Annotated in this window: 18 protein-coding genes; 16 read left to right on the plus strand and 2 right to left on the minus strand. The window is 49.6% G+C overall.

Features of this window, described 5'->3' with window-relative positions; translation table 11 throughout:
- Window positions 1-4: 4 nt before the first annotated feature.
- Window positions 5-1,255, plus strand: coding sequence for an arsenic transporter (locus tag AC5SLM_RS13155; RefSeq protein ID WP_495251429.1), 1,251 nt, complete (start codon window positions 5-7; stop codon window positions 1,253-1,255).
- Between the two features lies 1 nt (window position 1,256).
- Here AC5SLM_RS13155 and AC5SLM_RS13160 read toward each other — a convergent pair whose 3' ends face one another.
- Window positions 1,257-1,730: an arsenate reductase ArsC gene (locus AC5SLM_RS13160; RefSeq protein ID WP_495251430.1), complete on the minus strand. Its 474-nt coding sequence runs from the start codon at window positions 1,728-1,730 to the stop codon at window positions 1,257-1,259.
- Window positions 1,731-1,997: 267 nt separating this feature from the next.
- Here AC5SLM_RS13160 and arsB point away from each other — a divergent pair, with 267 nt between their 5' ends.
- The 8 genes from arsB to AC5SLM_RS13200 all read left to right on the plus strand — a co-directional run bounded on the left by arsB (window position 1,998) and on the right by AC5SLM_RS13200 (window position 8,883).
- Complete coding sequence (gene arsB, locus AC5SLM_RS13165) at window positions 1,998-3,053, plus strand: ACR3 family arsenite efflux transporter (RefSeq protein ID WP_495251431.1); 1,056 nt, start codon at window positions 1,998-2,000, stop codon at window positions 3,051-3,053.
- Window positions 3,050-3,370: an ArsR/SmtB family transcription factor gene (locus AC5SLM_RS13170; RefSeq protein WP_495251432.1), complete on the plus strand. Its 321-nt coding sequence runs from the start codon at window positions 3,050-3,052 to the stop codon at window positions 3,368-3,370. Before arsB ends, AC5SLM_RS13170 begins: the two co-directional genes overlap by 4 nt.
- Window positions 3,370-3,780, plus strand: coding sequence for an arsenate reductase ArsC (locus AC5SLM_RS13175; protein WP_495251433.1), 411 nt, complete (start codon window positions 3,370-3,372; stop codon window positions 3,778-3,780). The genes AC5SLM_RS13170 and AC5SLM_RS13175 overlap by 1 nt, the downstream gene beginning before the upstream one ends.
- Complete coding sequence (locus tag AC5SLM_RS13180) at window positions 3,780-4,733, plus strand: permease (protein WP_495251434.1); 954 nt, start codon at window positions 3,780-3,782, stop codon at window positions 4,731-4,733. The genes AC5SLM_RS13175 and AC5SLM_RS13180 overlap by 1 nt, the downstream gene beginning before the upstream one ends.
- A 10-nt stretch (window positions 4,734-4,743) precedes the next feature.
- Window positions 4,744-5,025, plus strand: a complete 282-nt coding sequence (locus tag AC5SLM_RS13185) for a thioredoxin family protein (RefSeq protein WP_495251435.1) — start codon at window positions 4,744-4,746, stop codon at window positions 5,023-5,025.
- Window positions 5,025-5,468: a rhodanese-like domain-containing protein gene (locus AC5SLM_RS13190; RefSeq protein ID WP_495251436.1), complete on the plus strand. Its 444-nt coding sequence runs from the start codon at window positions 5,025-5,027 to the stop codon at window positions 5,466-5,468. Before AC5SLM_RS13185 ends, AC5SLM_RS13190 begins: the two co-directional genes overlap by 1 nt.
- Window positions 5,469-5,577: 109 nt before the next feature.
- Window positions 5,578-7,944: an HD domain-containing phosphohydrolase gene (locus AC5SLM_RS13195; protein ID WP_495251437.1), complete on the plus strand. Its 2,367-nt coding sequence runs from the start codon at window positions 5,578-5,580 to the stop codon at window positions 7,942-7,944.
- 75 nt (window positions 7,945-8,019) lie between these two features.
- Window positions 8,020-8,883, plus strand: a complete 864-nt coding sequence (locus tag AC5SLM_RS13200; RefSeq protein ID WP_495251438.1) for a PDC sensor domain-containing protein — start codon at window positions 8,020-8,022, stop codon at window positions 8,881-8,883.
- Here AC5SLM_RS13200 and AC5SLM_RS13205 read toward each other — a convergent pair.
- The gene (locus AC5SLM_RS13205; protein WP_495251439.1) at window positions 8,863-10,242 is read right to left on the minus strand and encodes a diguanylate cyclase domain-containing protein; all 1,380 of its coding nucleotides are present in this window, start codon (window positions 10,240-10,242) and stop codon (window positions 8,863-8,865) included. The two genes, AC5SLM_RS13200 and AC5SLM_RS13205, sit on opposite strands and share 21 nt — an antisense overlap.
- Before the next feature lie 402 nt (window positions 10,243-10,644).
- Here AC5SLM_RS13205 and AC5SLM_RS13210 point away from each other — a divergent pair, with 402 nt between their 5' ends.
- The 7 genes from AC5SLM_RS13210 (at window position 10,645) to AC5SLM_RS13240 (ending at window position 20,025) form a co-directional block, all read left to right on the plus strand.
- The gene (locus AC5SLM_RS13210; RefSeq protein ID WP_495251440.1) at window positions 10,645-11,340 is read left to right on the plus strand and encodes a superoxide dismutase; all 696 of its coding nucleotides are present in this window, start codon (window positions 10,645-10,647) and stop codon (window positions 11,338-11,340) included.
- Window positions 11,341-11,448: 108 nt separating this feature from the next.
- Entirely contained in the window at window positions 11,449-12,132 is a 684-nt protein-coding gene (locus AC5SLM_RS13215; RefSeq protein WP_495251441.1) for a response regulator transcription factor, read from the plus strand.
- Window positions 12,122-13,789 (plus strand): ATP-binding protein, encoded by a 1,668-nt coding sequence (locus AC5SLM_RS13220; RefSeq protein ID WP_495251442.1) that lies wholly within the window; start codon window positions 12,122-12,124, stop codon window positions 13,787-13,789. The genes AC5SLM_RS13215 and AC5SLM_RS13220 overlap by 11 nt, the downstream gene beginning before the upstream one ends.
- A gap of 51 nt (window positions 13,790-13,840) precedes the next feature.
- A complete protein-coding gene (gene dsrO / locus AC5SLM_RS13225) occupies window positions 13,841-14,632 on the plus strand; it encodes a sulfate reduction electron transfer complex DsrMKJOP subunit DsrO (RefSeq protein ID WP_495251443.1) in 792 nt (263 codons plus the stop codon).
- Window positions 14,632-15,807 carry an NrfD/PsrC family molybdoenzyme membrane anchor subunit gene (gene nrfD / locus AC5SLM_RS13230; RefSeq protein WP_495251444.1) on the plus strand — a complete coding sequence of 392 codons (1,176 nt, stop codon included), beginning with the start codon at window positions 14,632-14,634 and terminating at the stop codon, window positions 15,805-15,807. The genes dsrO and nrfD overlap by 1 nt, the downstream gene beginning before the upstream one ends.
- Complete coding sequence (locus tag AC5SLM_RS13235; protein WP_495251445.1) at window positions 15,794-18,808, plus strand: molybdopterin-dependent oxidoreductase; 3,015 nt, start codon at window positions 15,794-15,796, stop codon at window positions 18,806-18,808. Before nrfD ends, AC5SLM_RS13235 begins: the two co-directional genes overlap by 14 nt.
- A gap of 290 nt (window positions 18,809-19,098) precedes the next feature.
- Complete coding sequence (locus AC5SLM_RS13240) at window positions 19,099-20,025, plus strand: lactate/malate family dehydrogenase (protein WP_495251446.1); 927 nt, start codon at window positions 19,099-19,101, stop codon at window positions 20,023-20,025.
- Window positions 20,026-20,058: the final 33 nt, after the last annotated feature.

Raw genomic sequence — 20,058 nt, forward strand, 5'->3', positions numbered from 1 at the left:
TAACGTGCTAGCATTGGGCGTGTTTGGGGTGACGTTATTGCTCGTTTTGTGGCGGCCTTTGGGGGTGCCTATTGGCACTTCTGCGTTGCTTGGGGCGGGTGCGGCGTTGGTGTCTGGGGTGGTCACGGTGGGTGATGTGCTTGAGGTAACGCACATTGTCTGGGACGCGACCTTGGCGTTTTTGGGCATCATCTTGCTCTCTTTGGTGCTAGATGCCATCGGGTTTTTTGAGTGGGCGGCGCTGAAAACGGCACGCCTTAGCAAGGGCAATGGGCACGTGATGTTTGTGGGCATCATCCTTTTGGGTGCCCTTGTTTCGGCACTGTTTGCCAATGATGGCGCCGCCCTCATCCTCACGCCCATCGTTTTGGCCAAAATGCGCTTGTTGCGCCTTGATGCCAAAGCCCTTTTTGCTTTTGTGATGGCAGGCGGGTTCATCAGCGACACCGCCTCCAACCCCCTCATCATCTCCAACCTCACCAACATCCTCACTGCGGGGTTTTTTGGCATCGGTTTTAGAGAATACGCCCTAGCGATGTTTCTCCCCAACCTCTTAGCCATCCTTGCCTCCACCGTGGTGTTGTGGCTCTTTTTTCGCCGCGCCATTCCCCGCACCGTGCCTACCCACGCCCTCCCCGCTTCCTCCACCGCCATCAAACACCCGCGCATGTTTAGGCTAAGTTGGTGGTTTTTAGGGTGGTTGCTCGTGGGCTATTTGGTGGGCGATGGGTTAGGACTTCCTGTCTCACTTTTTGCCCTTGGGGGCGCGCTCGTGTTTTTGGGGCTTGCCGTGGGCCTTAAGGCTGTTGAAGTAAGGGGTATCTTGCGCGACGTGCCGTGGCAAATCATCTGGTTTAGCGTGGGGCTTTACGTGGTGGTTTTTGGCCTTAAAAACGCAGGGTTGACGGACACTATCGCGGAATTGTTGCTGTGGTTCAAAGGCTTTGGCCACACCGCGCACATTCTTGGCACAGGCTTTTTAGCCGCACTGTTAAGTTCCATCATGAACAACCTGCCCGCCATCATGGTCATGGACATCGCCATCCAAACCACGGGTGACACCTTTTTAGCTTACGCCAACATCTTAGGGTGCAACCTTGGGCCAAAAATGACCCCCATCGGCTCCCTTGCCACCTTGTTGTGGCTGCATGTGTTAGCGCAAAAAGGGGTGAAGATTGGGTGGTGGGAATACATGAAAGTGGGGCTTATCATCACCCCACCCGTGCTGCTAGTGGCGCTACTGGGCTTGGTCTAGCCTACCGTCCAAATTTCCACTCACTTGGGGCATTTTGGGCGATTTCTCCCTTGGAAAAGAGCACCAAAAAGTCCTCCACGTGCGTGCGGATAGCATCGCGGATTTCACGCACTTGCGCCATTTTTTCCTCATCCGTTCCCTCTACTTCAGCAGGGTCTTTGAAACTCCAGTGGATGCGGTGGGAGACCCCAGGAAAAATGGGGCATTTTTCCGCATTGCCCTCATCGCATACGGTGATGATGTAGTTAAAGCGAAGCCCGCGCTTGAAAAAATCAAACACGCTATCACTTTGCTTAGCACTAATATCCACCCCGACTTCCTCCATGGCGCGCACCGCCAAAGGGTTTAGCCCACGGGGTTCAAACCCCGCGCTCATAGCGGTAATATCGCCATGGGAAAGTTCGTTGAGCCATGCCTCAGCCATCTGACTTCGCCCGCTGTTGTGGATGCACACAAACAGTACTTTAGGATTCATTTTCGTCCTTATAAAGATTTTAGCACTAGTCCAAAGGGGCGTTGAGCGGATTTTTGAGGCCATAAAGCGCTCAGGAGGTGCGCTGGCCGAAAATCCTCGGAGGTTTGTCAGGACGACAAACCGAGAATGAGCGAGACGTCCCTTTGGGTTAGTGCATGCATCTTACGCCCGTTTTATAACAAAACGGTTACTAACGTTTAGAATATATTAAGATATGTTGATATATAGTTCCATCAGTTTCATTTCTTTACATGTAAGGATATTTCCATGGAAAATAACGCCCAACCCTCTGGTGGCATCGGCTTTTTTGAACGTTACCTCACCGTGTGGGTAGCACTGTGTATTGTTGCGGGAGTGGCCATCGGTCAGCTTTTTCCTGCTGTTCCTCAAACCCTGAGCCGTTTTGAGTACGCTAACGTTTCCATCCCTGTGGCGATTTTAATTTGGCTCATGATTTACCCCATGATGCTCAAAATCGACTTTGCTAGCGTCTTGGAAGCGGGCAAAAAACCCAAGGGGCTTATCATTACATGCACCATTAACTGGCTCATCAAGCCCTTTAGCATGTACCTCATCGCCGCACTCTTTTTCAAAGTCATCTTTAGCGCCTTCCTCCCTGCATCTTTAGCCAACGAGTACCTCGCGGGTGCTATTTTACTAGGAGCAGCACCCTGCACTGCCATGGTCTTTGTGTGGAGCCACCTCACCGAAGGCGACCCCGCCTACACCCTCGTGCAAGTAGCGGTCAACAACCTCATCTTGCTCGTCGCGTTTACGCCTATCGTCGCGTTTTTACTGGGCATTAGCGATGTGTTTGTGCCTTACAACACCTTGTTGCTTTCGGTCTTTTTGTTTGTGGTCATCCCTTTAGCGGGCGGGTATCTCTCCAGACGCTACGTCATCGGGCGCTACGGATTGGCGTACTTTGAAGACGTGTTTGTCAAAAAATTTAGCGGCATTACCGTAGCAGGACTGCTCCTCACCCTTGTTATCATCTTTACCTTTCAAGGAGATGTCATCTTGGGCAATCCTTTACATGTACTTCTCATCGCCATTCCGCTCACCTTGCAAACCTTTTTTATCTTTTACATTACCTACGGGTGGGCAAAAACATGGAAGCTTCCCCACAACATCGCAGCACCCGCGAGTATGATTGGAACGAGCAACTTTTTTGAACTGGCTGTTGCCGTAGCCATCACCCTCTTTGGTTTGCAATCGGGTGCAACCTTAGTGACCGTCGTGGGCGTACTCGTAGAAGTGCCTGTGATGCTTGCCCTTGTAGGCATCGCCAACCGCACACGCCATTGGTTTGGAGAAAAATGATGGACACCTTCATCGACACCACCGCGGCCGTGAGCAACGAAACGCGGGTGCATATCTTGGCGTTCTTGCAAAAACACGGCAAAAGTTGCGTGTGTGAGCTAGAACACAGCCTGCAAATGGGCCAAGCGCGCCTCTCTACCAACCTCAACATCCTTAAAAAAGCAGGGTTTGTTAGCGTAGAACGCGAAGGGAAATGGGCCTACTACGACCTCGCGCCCAAAACCCCTTTGCACACCCAACTGCTAGAGGCTATTGGGGCTTTACATGTAAAGGTGCCTTGCAAAGTGGATGCATGTGTCATTAAAGGAGAAGGATAATGGGCTCTGTTTTAGTTTTGTGTACAGGAAATTCGTGCCGAAGCATCATCGCCGAAGCCCAAATCAACGCCTTTTTAGAGGGCATTAGCGCTCAAAGTGCGGGTGTAAAAGCCAGTGGTCGCGTGAACCCGCACGCCAAGGCCCTCCTTGAAGCCAAAGGCATCTGGAAGGAAACCTACCACTCCAAAACCCTTGAAGCGGTGCAAGAGCACCCCTTTGACCTCATCGTTACTGTATGTGACCATGCCAATGAAACCTGCCCTATGTTTCCCCGCCCTGCACCCCGCTTGCATGTCAGCTTTGAAGACCCCGATGGCAAAGGGCCTGAGGCGTTTGTGGCGACCTATGAAGCCATTTACGAGACACTCTTGCCGCAAATCACCACCTTTTTTAACAAAGTAGGTGTATGATGTTTAGTTGGTGGGAAGCGCTCAGTGCACAGTTGGTCTTTGGTCTGTTTGGGTTAAAAAAAGGGACGCATTTAGGCGAAGCGGTGCACTTTTTTATCTACGACACTATTAAGATTTTTATTTTGCTCGTGAGCATTATTTACCTGGTGAGCCTCTTGCGGAGTTATTTTCCCGTGGAAAAAGCTAGAGAATACATCGCAGGGAAAAACAAAGTCTTAGGCCATGTGCTTGCCGCTCTTTTTGGGGTGCTCACGCCCTTTTGCTCGTGCTCGGCTATTCCGTTGTTTTTGGGTTTTTTGCAAGCGCGGATTCCTCTTGGCGTAACCTTTAGCTACCTCATTAGCGCGCCCATGAGCGACGCGGTGGTGATTGCCTTGTTGTTGTCCCTTTTTGGATGGAAAATCGCTGCCCTTTATGTGGGGCTGGGGCTACTTGTGGCTATCATTGCGGGGCTTATCATCGGGGCGATGCACCTAGACAAAGAGGTGCTCATCGAGATAAAACCCGTGGACGCAAGTTATGAAGCGCAAAAAATCCCCTTTAACGTGCGCGCAAAGGAAGCGTGGGAATTTACCCGCGATTTGTTTAAAAAGATTTACGTGTATGTCATCGTGGGCGTGGGAATTGGGGCGTTTATTCACGGGTATGTACCCCAAGATTTCATCACCCAATACGCCGGTGGCGATGCGTGGTACGCGGTGCCAATCGCCGTACTCATGGGCATTCCCATGTACGCCAGTGCCGCGGGGGTTTTGCCTCTTGTGGAAGCACTCACCGCCAAAGGGATGCTCATGGGCACCGCCATCTCTTTTATGATGGCCGTCGTAGCACTGAGTTTACCTGAAGCGATGATCTTAAAACGGGTGCTTTCCATGAAACTCATCGGCATCTTTTTTGGCACCGTAGGCTCTGGGATTTTGCTTGTAGGGTTTTTGTTTAATATCATTTTATAGGAGAAGACAGATGAAGATTGAAGTACTAGGCACAGGATGTGCCAAATGTAAAACATTAGAAAAAGTGGCACTAGAGGCTGTGGCAAAACTGGGCGTCTTTGCGCAGGTGGAAAAAGTCGAAGACATCACCGCTATCATGGGTTATGGGGTCATGAGTACGCCCGCTTTGGTGGTGGATGGGGTAGTAAAACTCAGTGGGCGTGTGCCTAGCGTGGAGGAGCTTGTCACCCTCTTAAAAGAGGCCAGTGCGTCCGCTCCCGCCAAAGGGTGCGGGTGTGGTGGGGCGTGCTAATGCGCCTTACTCCCCTTTTGCTCACCCTTGCTTTGTGCGCTTCTTTTGCTTTTGCAAAGGATTTAGGCACGTATTTGCGTGGTTTTGACTACCAAGAACGCAGTGCCATGAAAATCCAAACCCCCGAACTTTTGGTGCTCTTAGAAGAAGGCAAAGCCCAAGCCATCGACATCCGTTTTAAAGAAGAGTTTGAAGCGTGGCACATGGGTTTTAGCATCAACATTCCCCTCAACGAACTGCCTGACCGCCTCCATGAGCTGGACAAATCCAAGCTCATCGTTACCATGTGCCCCCACAATGACCGCGCCAACCTTGCGCGCACCTACCTCATGCTTCAAGGCTACAATGTGCGCTACCTCAGTGATGGCCTTTTGCGCACCGCCGATTTTTTGCGGGGTGAAAACGCCAAAGAGTTCGTGGAAGAATATCAAAAAATTAAATAGGCCCCTCAAGGGTCAAGTCCCGCTCCTTGACCCTTGAGGCCTTTTCGTGCTAGAGTAACGTTTTGCGTGGTTGTTGTGTTTACATGTAAACCAAAACAAAGGGTTTTTGATGAAAAAACCAACCCGTTTTACGTTCACCTTTGGCCTTCTTTCCCTCTTTGTTGGCCTTGCTGTTTTTTTATCCCTTTCGCTCATCGGCTACAGTTACAAGGAAAGTGCTAAAAATTCTTATAAGATGATTCAAAAACGCAATGCAACTGCGCGGCAAAATGTCATTGATAGCCTCAACACGTACCTTAAAAATACTTCCGCTACCCTTTCTGTGCTGATCCACACCCTTGAAGGAAAATCGCTTTTTTATGCCAACGATGTTTTTATGCGCACCTTGTGGGAAATGCTCCTCTCTAATGATAAAATCGCCAGTATTTACCTTGCCGACACGCTGGGAAACTTTATCCAAGCCAGACGCGACCCTAAACTGGCCTTACGCGTCATAAATCTACACGAAAAAGAACCCAGTGACCGCTGGCTACTAAAAGACCGACAATTTAACACCCTTGACACCCAAGACATCGCCATTAACTACGACCCAAGAGTGCGCACCTGGTTTCAAAAAGCCTGGCAAGCTTCAGGATTTTACTGGTCTGAGCCCTACTCTTTTGCCTCCACGAGTGCCTACGGCATCACCGTTTCATTGGCCGATACCGCTTCTTTACACGGCAAGGTAGCGGGTGTTGATTTCACCATTGAGCGCATCACGCATTTACTCCAAGAACAAAGTCAAACCGTAGAGGGACCTATTGTATTGTTTAGTGAAACGGGACATGTAATCGCCACTTCCTTGCAGCTTGATCACGCTCCTCAAAACTTTGACGAACTTGGTTCTGCTTTTTTCCCCGCCTCTTACGAAGCCTTCAATAACGGCGTTTTGCAAGGCAGGGTTTGGGACGAGAGAGGCGTGGCACACTTGTTTGCTTTTTCGGAGTTTTCTTCAGATTTTGGTTTAAAATGGCACATTGGCACCTACTTACAAGAACATAAAGTCACCCAAGAAGCCAACCAAATCGCCCTTGAAACCGCCACGATTTCACTGATTATCTTGCTATTGATTGTCCTTTTAACGTGGTTTTTATTGCGGCGTATCATCATCTATCCCGTGGATCAACTAAAAACCATGAGTGATAGCGTGACAGCCAAACGCTACAACGCAGTGCGTCCCATCAAGACCCGCATTAAAGAGTTTCATCAACTCAGCCACTCCATGGTGCACATGGCTAGAGCCATTAAGCAACACAGCAAAGAGCAAGAAACACTTATAGACGCGTTCATCCACCTCATCGCCGAAGCCATCGACGAAAAATCCCCCTACACAGGTGGCCATTGCCAACGCGTTCCTGAACTCTCCCTCATGCTCGCCAAAGCCGCCGATGCCTCCACGGAGGGTGTTTTTGCTACCTTTAGCTTTCCAAACGAAGCAGCATGGCGTGAATTTCGCATGAGTGCTTTGCTACACGATTGCGGCAAGGTCACTACACCTGAATACGTCGTAGACAAGGCCACCAAGCTCGAAACCATCTACAACCGCATCCATGAAATCCGCACCCGTTTTGAGGTACTGTTGCGAGACGCACACATTGCCTATTTAGAGGGGTGTTTGGAGGGCAAAGAAAACGCGGAAGCGTTGCGTCAAAAACGCGACAAAGCCCAAGAGAAGCTTTACGAAGATTTTGCTTTTTTAGCAGAATGTAACATCGGGGGAGAATTCATGGACGAAGGGCGCATAGAACGCTTGCGCACCATTGCAGCAACCACATGGACACGCCATTTTGATGACCGCCTTGGTCTTAGCAATGCCGAAAACCTGCGCCTTAAAACCCTGGCTGCTTGCCCCCTTCCTTGCCAAGAAACCCTCTTAGGCGACAAACCCGAACACTGCATCCCAAGAGACCATCCCATCGACCAAAAACGCTACGAAGAACTGGGCATCAAGATGGAAATTCCCCCCTACTTTAACAACCAAGGAGAACTGTACAACCTCTCCATCCGCAAAGGAACCCTTAACGACGAAGAGCGCTACAAAATCAACGAACACATCATCATGAGTATCCGCATGCTAAAGACCCTCCCCCTTTTGGAAAACCTCAAAAAAATCCCCGAATACGCCGGTGGGCACCATGAAACCATGATTGGCACAGGCTACCCGTGTAAGCTCACCAAAGAAGAGCTCTCCTTGCCCGCGCGCATCATCGCCGTAGCCGATATTTTTGAAGCTCTAACCGCCAATGACCGTCCGTACAAAAAAGCTAAAACCCTCTCTGAATCTATCCATATTTTAAGCCTCATGGCCAAAGACCAACACATCGATGCTGATATTTTTCGCCTTTTTCTCTCTAGTGGCATTTACGCGCAGTACGCTAAACGCTATCTCAAGCAAGAACAAATTGACGCAGTAGAGGTAAGCCAGTACCTTCAATAGTGACGTGATTAGAAAATAAACCCCTTCCCTTGCTTTTTTGTATTATAATGCACGCCATACCCAAGGAGGGTGCCCATGAAAGAAGCCGTTATTATCTTTAAACGCAACCGCAATATCATCGAGAACTTTATGCGCTCTACCATCGAACTCAACGACCTCACCCATGTGGATGAGACCAACGCTAGGTCCATTTTCAACCTCTTGCGTTCCTTAGAACTTGTCTACATGGTAGACGCGCAGTTTCGTCAAGTGACCTCGTACTTTTACAAAGAAAAGCGCGATGACATCACCCTTGGACTTTCCAAAGGGCACCTGTTTTCAAAAATCAAACTCAACCCTGATACTATTTTTATCAGCAACCCTTACATCAGTTCCCACACGGGCAATATGTGCATCACCGCCGCGCGCCCCGTGGAGGGCGGGTACCTCATCTTGGACTTTAAACTCTTAGACATCTTAAAAGGCCTTTCGCTCATCGAGCTCAACCAACCCTTTAACCGCGCCTCCAAACTCATCTACGGGCTCATCGGATTTGCGCTACTGCTCATGTCGCTCGTATTGCTTGCCTTTGGGGCAAAAGTCAGCATCAACTCCTTCTTTTCAGGCAGTTTACTCCATGACATCGGTACCATTTTTACCCCCATCATCGCCATCACCCTCGCTTTGGCCATTTTTGATTTGGCGCGCACCATTTTAGAACGGGAAGTGTTTTACAAAAACTACAGCGAGTCTGAAGAAGTGGAGGATAAAGTGCTCAGCAAGTTTCTCACCTCTATCATCATCGCCCTTTCCATTGAAGCGTTGATGGTGGTCTTTAAAATCACCTTGAGCGATTTTTCCAACATGCTTTATGCGCTCTATCTCATCAGCGGAATTTCCCTGCTCATCCTCTCTTTGGGTGCGTACAAATGGGTAAGTTTAAAGCGAAGCGCCACTTAACCCGTACCGCACACAGCGGTTTTTTCCTGCTTCTTTAGCAAGGTACATGGCGCGGTCCGCGTAGCGCATCAACGCTTGGGGGTCTTGTGTTTCCAATGGGTACAAGGCCACCCCAATACTCACCGAAAGTTCTAGCGCCATCCCCCTTACATGTAAAGGCTTTCTTGCCACTTCAAGCAAGCGTCGCGTGCTAAGAAGGTGCCCTTTGGGGTCTTTGAGTTCTTCTAAAATCGCGACAAATTCATCCCCACCTAGGCGGGCAAGGGTGTCGCCTTGGCGCAATTGTGCTTGCAACCGTTTGGCAATAATCGCTAAAATCTCGTCACCCACCTCGTGGCCATGGGTGTCGTTGATGGCTTTGAATCCATCAAGGTCAATGTATGCAACTCCCATCAACGTTTTTTTGCTTTTGGCGCGGCACATCGCGTGTTCGAGCCTTTCCATCAAAAAAGCGCGGTTAGGCAACCCTGTTAAAAAATCATAATACGCCGCCCTTTCTAGCTCTTGTTCGTGGGCTTTAAGGTGGGAAATGTCTGCGTACAACCCCACATAGTTTTGAACGTTCCCTTGGGCATCTTCGATGGCACTGATGGTAAGCAAGCGCGGGTATAAGGTGCCATCTTTGTGTTGATTCCAAATCTCCCCACACCAATGCTTTTGGGTCTTTAGGGCTTCCCACATGGCAACAAAAAACTCCTTAGAATGCATGTGGGAGCACAATAAGCGCGGGGTTTGGCCAATGATTTCATCGCGCTCAAAGCCTGAAATCTTCACAAAAGCCCCATTAGCATCCACAATCTTGCCTGCGGCATCTGTGATGAGGATTCCCTCGTTGGCACAGGTAAACACGTTTGCGGCAAGCTGTTGGCGCAGGGTGGCTTCTTCGCGCCAAGCCTTGTCCATCATCACCGCTACCACATTCACCTCCCCTTCTTTGTTGCAATAAAAAGAGGGTCTTGCGCGTGGCGATAAGAGTTGCTCAAGGCTGTGCTTGAACGCTGCTTCCCGTGTCACCTCGCGGGCCACTGCAAAAAATAAGGGTTCCCCCGCAACATCCAAGGGAAAACAGTGCAATGCAATCTCTTTGTGCGCCCCATTGGCACACGCACAAGAGAGACTCAAACGTGTCCCTTCCTCCTTGGAAGCTGCGGTAGGACTAAAAAAGGTATGTAAAGGGGGTTGAGGATGCATCTCTTTAAGCGTCATCGCACAAAGGCATGCAGGAGGAGAGCAAAAAAGCACACAAGCGGCGTCATTGGCATCCATAATCTTGCCAGTATTTGGCGCAACGACAAGCATCGCTGTCGCGCTTTGACGAAAAAAGTCCAACACTGAGGGGACGAAAGTTTGCAGCGGCATGGGCCCTCCCTTCTTCGTTTACAAAGCAGGCAGATACGTGCAATAAAGTCCTATTCAATGCTAGCCCAAAGCCTCTTACAGCTTTCTTATATGGCACAAAAATAACATATTATTTTTACGATTTTCCACCTTTTAACCTCTGTTTTTGCCCCATTGGTTTTGGGTTTAGGTTCAGCCTCTCAAATAATAAAATTAAAAATAATTTATAAAAAGAAATAAAATTACCAATTTAATAAAATTAATCAATAAGCCGCTTTTTTTGACGAAAATATGGTACAATTTTTCTTAGATTGTCTTTTTTAAGTTTTTAAATCTTCTTCCGCGCCAAGAAGATGTCACACAAAAGTTAGAGAAGGCTGTCTACAGGGCAGTACTACAACAGTTACACCTTAGGAGGTTCTCATGTTTACATCCGCTCTTTCACGTCACACCCTTGCGACGCTTGTGCTAGCGTGGCTTGTGGTGCCCTTTGCAATGGCAAACCCTTTTACTCTTGCGCCCCTTCCCTACGCTGCTGATGCCCTTGAACCTGCTATCGACAAAGCAACCATGGAGATTCACCACGGCAAACACCACCAAGCCTATATCAACAACCTCAATGGCCAAGTCGCCACCTATCCTGACCTTGCCAAGATGAGCTTGGAAGAGATAATGGCCAAAATGTCCACCTTCAACACCGCTGTGCGCAACAACGGTGGCGGACACTACAACCACGACCTTTTTTGGAAACTCATGGCACCCGTGGGTAAAGGTGGTGAGCCCTCAGCTGCCCTTAAAGCAGCTATTGAGCGCGACTTTGGCTCCATAGAAAAGATGAAAGAAGAGTTCCAAAAAGCAGGCGCAACCCGCTTTGGCTCAGGTTGGGCATGGCTCATCGTGACTCCTGAGAAAAAACTCGCCGTAACCTCTACTGCCAACCAAGACAATCCTCTCATGGACATCATGGACGTGAAAGGCCAGCCTCTTTTAGCCCTTGACGTGTGGGAACATGCCTACTACTTAAAGTACCAAAACCGCCGCGGGGATTACCTCAAAGAGTGGTGGAGTGTCGTCAACTGGAACAAAGCCAACGCACTTTTTACCGCTGCGACGAAATAACTTCTTGCCATGTAAGGGATTTTTCCCTTACATGGTAGGCTTCCTCTTCTCCTTTCTCTTTTATGTTAAAATACCCCACAAACACCCTTATTCTTGCAAAGAAATGCGATGAGCAATATTTTAAACATTCTTGAAAACCGCACTGTTTTGTACGCCGAAGACGAGGCGGGCATTCGTTCCAATGTCACCCAAATTTTGGGGCTGTTTTTTCAACATGTCCTCATTGCCAAAGATGGCAAAGAAGCGTGGCAGCGTTACGAAGAAGAGCGCCCTGATGTGTTGATTGTCGATATTTGCATGCCGCTTATGGACGGGCTTGAGGTGGTCACGGCGGTGCGAAAAACCAACCAAAACATTCCTATCATCGTCCTAAGCGCGCACCGCGATGAGGCCAATTTGTGGCGCGCGGTGGAGCAAAAAATTTCCAAATACCTCACCAAGCCTTTTCGCAAAGAAGCCTTGCTTGAAGCGTTGCATGTCTGCGCCCTTGAACTTGCAGGCGGAGCCTTACATGTAAGGCTCTCTTTAGACATGACCTATGCGCCTTGTGAAAAAAGTCTTACATGTAAAGAGGGAAAAATCGCCCTGAGCAACCAAGAAAGCAGGTTGTTGGAATATTTCATCGCCAGGCGTGGTCAAACCCTCTCTTTTGAAGAGATTGAAGACCACCTGTGGGGCTACGAAGCGCCCAGTAAAGAAGCCATCAAAGCCCTCATCAAAGCCTTGCGCAAAAAAGTGGGCAAAGAACGTATCAAAAACCACTACGGCATCGGATACACCCTTGATTGCTAACTTGCACACCTTGCATGAGCGCCTTTCCACAAAGCTTAAAACCATCGTTCTTGTGCTTGGGCTTTTTGTCTTGCTCTCCTTCGTCTTTGTCTATTTGCGCTACAAGGACACGCGCACCTTCACCGAAGAGTCCCAAACGTTTTACGTAGAGCGCATCCATTCTGTCTATACCGAAACCCTTAAACGCACGGAAGATTTTTACCGCAACCGCGGCTACGCCAACCTCAACTCCTTTGGTATCAGTGCGGCACTAGAAACCTCCAACGGTGCATTGCTGCAAGAGCTTTCAACGTACCGATGGGAGGTGCTAAAATCCGAAAATCCCCACCTCTCTTCCATGGCCTTTTACACCCTTGATGGCTCTCTTTTAGCCCAACTTGGGCGGGACGTGCCTGCCTCGCTTTCTAGCACAGAGGCCTTAGCGGGGTTTTGGCTTGATGAAAAACTGTGGTACCGTGTGCTCGTGCCGTGGAAGCACTATGGGTATCTTATGTTTGAACTTGACCCTCGCTATTTTTTGGCTGAGATCATCGAACTTACGGGACTAGAAGGGTTTATGCTCATCAACACCGACACCCTTATCACCCTCGAAGAAAGCACCATAGAGACGCTCTTTTTAAGCGCGCTAGACACCAAGCGCCACGTGCGCACCACCTTTAATGCCGCCAGTTCTCTCTTTTCGACCCACCGCATCGTCCAAAAAGATGCCCTTGGGCAAAGCTCTTTTGAGGTGCTGTTTTTCCAAGACATCACCCCCGCCCAACAACGTTTAAGCCATGCCATTTTTGAAAGCGTGGTCATCATCATGCTCCTGGGTGTTGTGGCCTTTGTTGTGTTGCATCTGGGCTTTGACGTGCTCATTCGGCGCATCGAAGAGCTCAATGCGACCTTGGAAAAACGGGTGGAAGAGGAGATTGGAAAACGCATGGCCAACGAAGCCATTGCCAAAGAAAAAGAGCAACTTCTCATCCACCAAAGCAAGCTAGCGAGCATGGGAGAGATGATTGGCAATATCGCGCACCAATGGCGCCAACCCCTCACCCAACTCAACACTATCTTGATTGCCCTTGAACTCTTTTTTGAACGGGGCAAACTCACCCCTCATATGCTCCAAGAAAAGGTTCAAGAAGCCCAAGAGCAGATTGATTTCATGTCCAACACCGTGGATGATTTTCGCCATTTCTTTGCCCCGCAAAAACAGCAAGAACGCTTTAACTTGGGGGATACCATCAGCAATGCGCTCAACCTCGTGCAATCCTCCCTTGCCAACAACACCATTGCTTGCACCTACACCAAAGAAAAAGAGGTTTACGTGCTTGGCTACAGCAACGAAGTCGCGCAAGTGCTCTTAAACCTCATCGCCAATGCTAAAGATATTTTGCTCGAACGCAAGGTTGTAAACCCCCATATTTACATCTCCCTCAAGGAAGAATCTGGATGTGCAACCGTAGAGGTTAGTGACAACGGAGGCGGTGTGCACATTACGCCTATCGAGAAAATCTTTGAGCCTTATGTGAGCACTAAACACGCTAGCATGGGGACAGGCATCGGGCTTTACATGAGTAAAATCATCATCGAAAAAAACTCCCACGGTCAGTTACATGTAAAGAATACTTCCGCAGGAGCGTGTTTTACCATCTTACTTCCTACTCCCTAGTTTATCCCTTTTGGTTGTTAGACTGCGACAAACCCTTATCAAGGAGAGTCAATGTCTACCAACCCTTCCAGACGGGATTTTTTAAAGCGGGGCGGTTTAGCAACGCTTGCGGGAGCCACAAGTGCGCACGCCTTTTCCCTTAAAAATCCCGGACGCGATGCCAAAGACCCCAAATACATAGGTGATGCCAAGGTGCATTACGCCATGGTCATAGACTTGCGCCAATGCGTGGGCTGTCAAGCCTGTACCGCCGCGTGCAAAGTTGAAAACGCCGTTCCTAAAGAACAATACCGCACCTTTGTGAGCGAATTTGAAATAGGAATCTTTCCCCATGTGCGCAAGGGCTATGTGCCCCAACTGTGCAACCATTGCGAAAACCCCTCTTGTGTGAGTGTTTGCCCCACGGGTGCAACCTTTAAACGCAAAGATGGGATTGTGGTGGTTGATAGCGAAGTGTGCTGGGGGTGCGGCTACTGCTTAAGTGCTTGCCCTTACGACAAACGCTATTTCAACAAAGAAACCAAGGTGGCTGATAAATGCACTTTTTGTGCTCACCGCCTCAAAGATGGCCTACTACCCGCTTGCGTGGAAACCTGTGTGGGAGGTGCCCGCATTTTTGGCGACAAAAATGACCCCGAATCCGAGGTTGCACAAATGCTTGCCACCTTTCCCACTTCTGTCTTAAAACCCCACCAAGGCAACGCACCTCAAGTCTTTTACATCTCCCTAGACAACCGCCTTGAAGCGGTACATGAAGCCACGCCTTTATTAGATGATGTGGTGCGTAAAGAACTGGGCTTGTTGCACAAAGAGTGGCCAAAACTACCTAAGGGGGTTTCATAATGGAATGGATGAGTACCATCGCGGCGATTGCGCCGATGCGGGCGTGGGGTATTGATGTGCCAAATTACTTTTGGTTTACAGGGAGCTCCGCTGCTGCGTTTATTATCTCTAGTTTTGCCCACGTGTTTGGGTTTAAACAGTTTAAGCCCATTGCTGGCTTTTCATTGTTGCTCGCCTTTGTATTGCTCGTGGCGGCACCTTTTAATTTGATTGATGATTTAAAACAACCTGGTCGCTTGGTAAACTTTTTTCTTTACGGCTGGGAAAACTTTGGCACTTCTCCCATGAAATGGGGAGTTTTGCTTTTGATGGCTTACCCCACGCTTATCCTTGCAGAAGCTCTGGTGATGTACCGCCCCTATTTCATCAAGCGCATGGAAGAAGGTAAGGGCGTTTCTCGCACCTTTTACCGTTGGCTCACCCTTGGGCGCACTACTTTAGACGCGCAAAGCTTGGAAAAAGACCACCGTTTAGGCTTTACATTAGGCGCTGTGGGTATCCCCCTTGCTTTGTGCGTGCACGGGTACACGGGCTACATTTTAGGCGCAGTACATGCTAATACCTTGTGGCACACCCCACTGATGCCCATCCTTTTCTTGGCTTCCGCCATGGTTTCAGGCACGGGCTTACTCTTGGTGCTTTTGCCTATTTTCCAACGCTTTTTCTCTCTTTCTCAAACAGTTGACCGCTCCATGATGGCCATCTTGGCCAAGCTCCTTGCATGGTTTATCGTCATTGATTTGGTAGTACGCGCCTTGTGGCTAAGTTTTGCCATGCCCTTTGGAATGCAATCGCGCGAACTGCTTTTTCAGTTTTTCTCCCTCCATTTTAATATGGTGATCTACGTGGAATACGGATTGTGCCTCATCCTTCCCATGGTGGTGGGCTTTAGCAAACTGCGCCACAACCTTAGCCTTGTTGTTATTGTGGGGATTATTTCCGCCGTTGGCGTGTGGTTATTCCGTTGGAATACCGTCATCGGCGGCCAAGAGATTCCCCGTAGCATGCCTGGCTTTACCCATTATATTCCCGACGTATTTGGGCAAAACAGCATCGTTTCCGTTGCTTCAAATTGGGGAGTGTTTATCGCCCTATTGGCCCTTGTGGCTGTTATTTTCCCTTGGGAGGAAGAGATGGAAACACATTATCAAGGAGTAAACGATGCAAGCAAATAGACGACGATTTTTAATTGGAACTTCACTCGTAGCCGCCTCCGCTTCTGTGGCGGGATACAAAGACATGCTTAGCACCGCGGCTACTATGGGGCGCAAAGGAAGGCCGGCTAAAGACGCCATTTACGCCGACGCACAAAAAACTGAAGGGGTCATCGCAACCTCTTTTGATAAAAACAGCGCCTTTTCGCTGCGCAACGGCGTGTGCAATGGCTGTACAAGCCATTGCGGCATGCGAGTGAAGATTGACAATGCTACGGGTAAAATTATCAAAGCCTCAGGCAACCCCTACAACCCCCTTTCCACGGACCCTTGGCTCCCTTACAACACGCCACTTAAAGAGAGTTTCGTCCTACTTGGCAAAAAGAGTGGGCACTTGTACCGTTCCACTGCTTGTGCTAGGGGCAATGTTGTATTTGACCGGCATTACGACAAAGGGAGGGTGTTGACTCCCTTAAAACGCGTGGGCAAGCGGGGTGAAAACAGATGGCAAAGCATTACGCCCGAACAACTGCTTCAAGAGATTGTTCACGGTGGAGATTTATTTGGTGAGGGCGAAGTCAAGGGACTTGCTGCCATTAGAGACCTTGAAACCCCCATGGACCCCAATGACCCAAAATGCGGCCCCAAAGCCAATGGCCTTTGTGTCTTAGGAACGGGCAATGAGGGACGACAAGCCTACATGGTTAACCGTTTTATCGGAGCTTTTGGTACGCGCAACTACATGGGGCATACGGCTATTTGCGGCCTCTCCATGCGCTCAGGCGAAGCGGCGTATTTGGGCGATTTTCAGGGGTACCCCCATTTAAAGCCAGATTTTGAGCATTGTGAATACCTTTTGAGTATTGGCACAGCACCTGCGCAAGCGGGAAACCCTTTTAAACGCCAAGCCAAACTTTTGGCAAAAGCGCGCACCTACGGTAACCTCAAATGCGTTACCGTTGCTCCCATGCTTACCAACGCCGATGCTTTGGCAGCAGGAGACCGAAGCGAGTGGATTCCCATCCAACCAGGGGGTGATTTGGCTTTTGTAATGGGCTTGTTGCGGGTAATTATCGAAGAAAAACGTTACAACGAAGCCTATTTAAAACTTCCCTCCCAAATGGCACAACAAGCGCTTGATGATGCTTCATGGACCAACGCGACCCATCTTGTTATCCAATCAGGCGACAAAGCAGGAACGGTTCTTGAAGAAGATGGGGAACCCCTTGTGTTTAACGAAGAAACCAACACCCTAGAACCCGCTAAAACAGTCAAACAAGCCCGTTTATTTGTAGATGAACCTGTTGTGTACAAGGGCAAAACCGTTATCCTTAAAAGTGCCATGACCCTCTTAAAAGAAGCGGCTTTGACGTACACGCTAGAAGAATACGCCCAAGAAAGTGGCGTAGAGGCGGCACGCATTGTCCGCACAGCCAGAGAGTTTGCCTCCCATGGGCGCAAAGCAGCGGTAGATTGCCATGGGGGCACCATGCACACAACAGGCTTTTACACCACCTATGCCATCATGATGCTAGGCGCCATGGTCGGTAACCTCAACTACCAAGGCGGCATGAGCGCGGGCGGGGGGAAATACAAAGATTTTAACGGAGCAAAATACAACCTTTTAGGCTTCCCTGGCAAAGTTGCGAGCCAAGGTTATCGTGTAGATAGGGCACGATTTGCTTATGAAAAAACCACCGAATACGCGCAAAAAGTCGCCCGCGGAGAGAACCCCTACCCCGCACGTGATGCGTGGTACCCCCTCACCAACGCCCTAGAATCCGAAGCCGTGTTTAATAGCGCCAAAAAGTACCCCTATGCATTAGACGCCCTGATTAGCTGGAACGCCAACATTATCTACGGGCAAAGTGGTGCGACTGCCCTTGAAGCGCTCTTAAAAGACCCTAAAAAAGCAATACCTTTGTTTATTGCCATTGACCCCTTTATCAACGAAACTTCACGCTATGCTGATTACATCGTTCCTGATTCGGTGATGTATGAAACCTGGGGTGTGGTGAGCCCTTGGGCGGGGTACCAGACCAAGGCCAACGCCGTACGGTTTCCCACCATCGCCGCGCCGCAAGCGACCTTTGCCAACGGCGAGCCCGTTTCCATGGACAGTTTTGTGATTGAACTGGGCAAGGCCCTTGGATTGCCCGGGTTTGGAACAGGGGCAATTACAGGGAAAAATGGCGAAACATACAATTTTGATAGGCCTTCAGATTTCTACTTGCGCGCCTTTGAAAACATCGCCCTTGATGGGGGCGGGGTAGCTGAGTGTACCGATGAAGAGATCGAACTCGCAGGACTAGAGCCTTATGTGAAACTGCTGCAAAGCACATGCGGGGAAAACTGGCGCAAAACCGCTTATGTGATGGCTAGGGGCGGACGGTTTGAAGAAAAAGAGAAAGGCTATACGCAGGGAAAATTGGCCCATCCTTACAACAAACCCATTCAAATCTACAACCAAGCCCTCGGTACCGCGCGCCATGCCCTCACAGGAGAAGCCTTTAGCGGTGTGCCAACCTTTATGGCCGCACGCTTGGCCCGCGGTGAAAAACTTTTTGAGCGCTATCCAAAGGCGGATTATCCCCTAAGCGCCTTTAGCTACAAATCCAACGTTCTCTCCCAAGCCACTGCTTCGAGTGAAATGATTAAAGAGATTCGTCCCACAACGTACATCGACCTCAACCCGCTCACCGCCCAAGAACAAAAGGTAACACACGGGCAAAGGATTAAACTGGTTTCTCCAGGCGGAAGCATCGAGGGACGGGTGCGTTTTCGCCACGGAGTGTTGCCTGGGGCTGTTGCTATCGAACATGGGGCAGGACGCGAAGGCGAAGGAGCGCTGGAGGTGTGGGTTGATGGACACAAAAAAGAAGGATGCGCCTTGCGCAAAAGCGGAGTGAATATCAATAAATTAGGACTCATGGACAGCTCCAGAGTCCTTGCTACCCTAAGTGATTTTGTGATTGGCTCTAACGCGCGCCAAGCTTTGCCCGTGCGCATAGAGGCGGTATAACCTTACAAAGAAGGGGGAAATTCCTGCCTTCTTTGCGTTACATGTAAGGGAAAAATCCTTACATGTAGCGCTTCTTTCATGAAGCCAAACGGTAGAGTTTTCTCTCTTCCCTCTCAAGCATCCGCTCTTTGGTGAAACGTTTGCGCACGAAACTCTCCGAAGAGAGCATTGAAACACAAAATTACGGGTACCGGCTTTTGGTGCCTTACATGTAAAGGTTTTGTCCATTTTTTAGCACTGTTTTTACCCCTCCTCTTTGCTATACTTCGCCATTAGTTTAAAGGAAGCGAATGCGCGTAGGAATCATTGGGGCAGGTGGGGTTGGGGTTGAACTGGTGAATTACTTGTTGACGCTGGGCAATGTGCGAGAAATTGTTTTAGTCAACCGCAACAAGGAAAAGGCCCTTGGCGAAGTGGCGGATTTTTCGTACGTAGAGTCTTTTACCTACGCGCGCAACACCCATTTGCACAGCGGTGAGTACGCCGATTGCGCGCGGTGCGATGTCATCGTCATTACCGCGGGTGCACAGCTTAAAGGTGCGCAAACCAGAGACGAGTTGTTGGGTGAAAACGCCCTGCTCATTCGTGAGATTGTCCACAAAGTTTACACCTACGCGCCCCACGCCATTCTCATCATGGTGACCAACCCCGTGGACGTGCTCACGCACATCGCGTACAAAGAAGGGTTGTATCCAAGGGAGCGGCTCATCAGTGCGGGCACCTTGGTGGACACGGCGCGGTTTATGAAGATTGTGAGTCAAAAAGTGGGCATCGACCCTAAAAACATCAACGGGTACATTTTAGGCGAACACGGCAAGGGAAGCACATTGCCCTGGAGCATTTGCAACATTTGCGGGTTAGACGTGGACACCTTTTGCTCGCTCAATGGCTTGCCACTGCTTGAGCGCGCTCAAATCTACCGCGATGTCATCAATGCAGGCTACGAAGTCTTTCACAAAAAAGGCAACACCAACCACAGCACCGCCGCGAGTGTTTTTCGCATCATCCGCGCTATCACCAATGACGAACATTCCGTCCTTCCCCTAGGCGTTTACCTAGAGGGCGAATACGGCTTGCATGACGTGGTGCTTAACGTCCCCGTGGTCATCACCCGCAAAGGGGCAAGCAAAATCCTCAACTACAAACTCCTCCCCGAAGAACTCGAAGCCCTGCACAACAGCGCTAAAAATATGCAAGCCATGGCAGCGGGGGTATAAAAAGCGCCACAAAACACCCAATCTCAATGAAAT

The sequence above is a fragment of the Sulfurospirillum sp. HTRB-L1 genome (assembly GCF_059415125.1).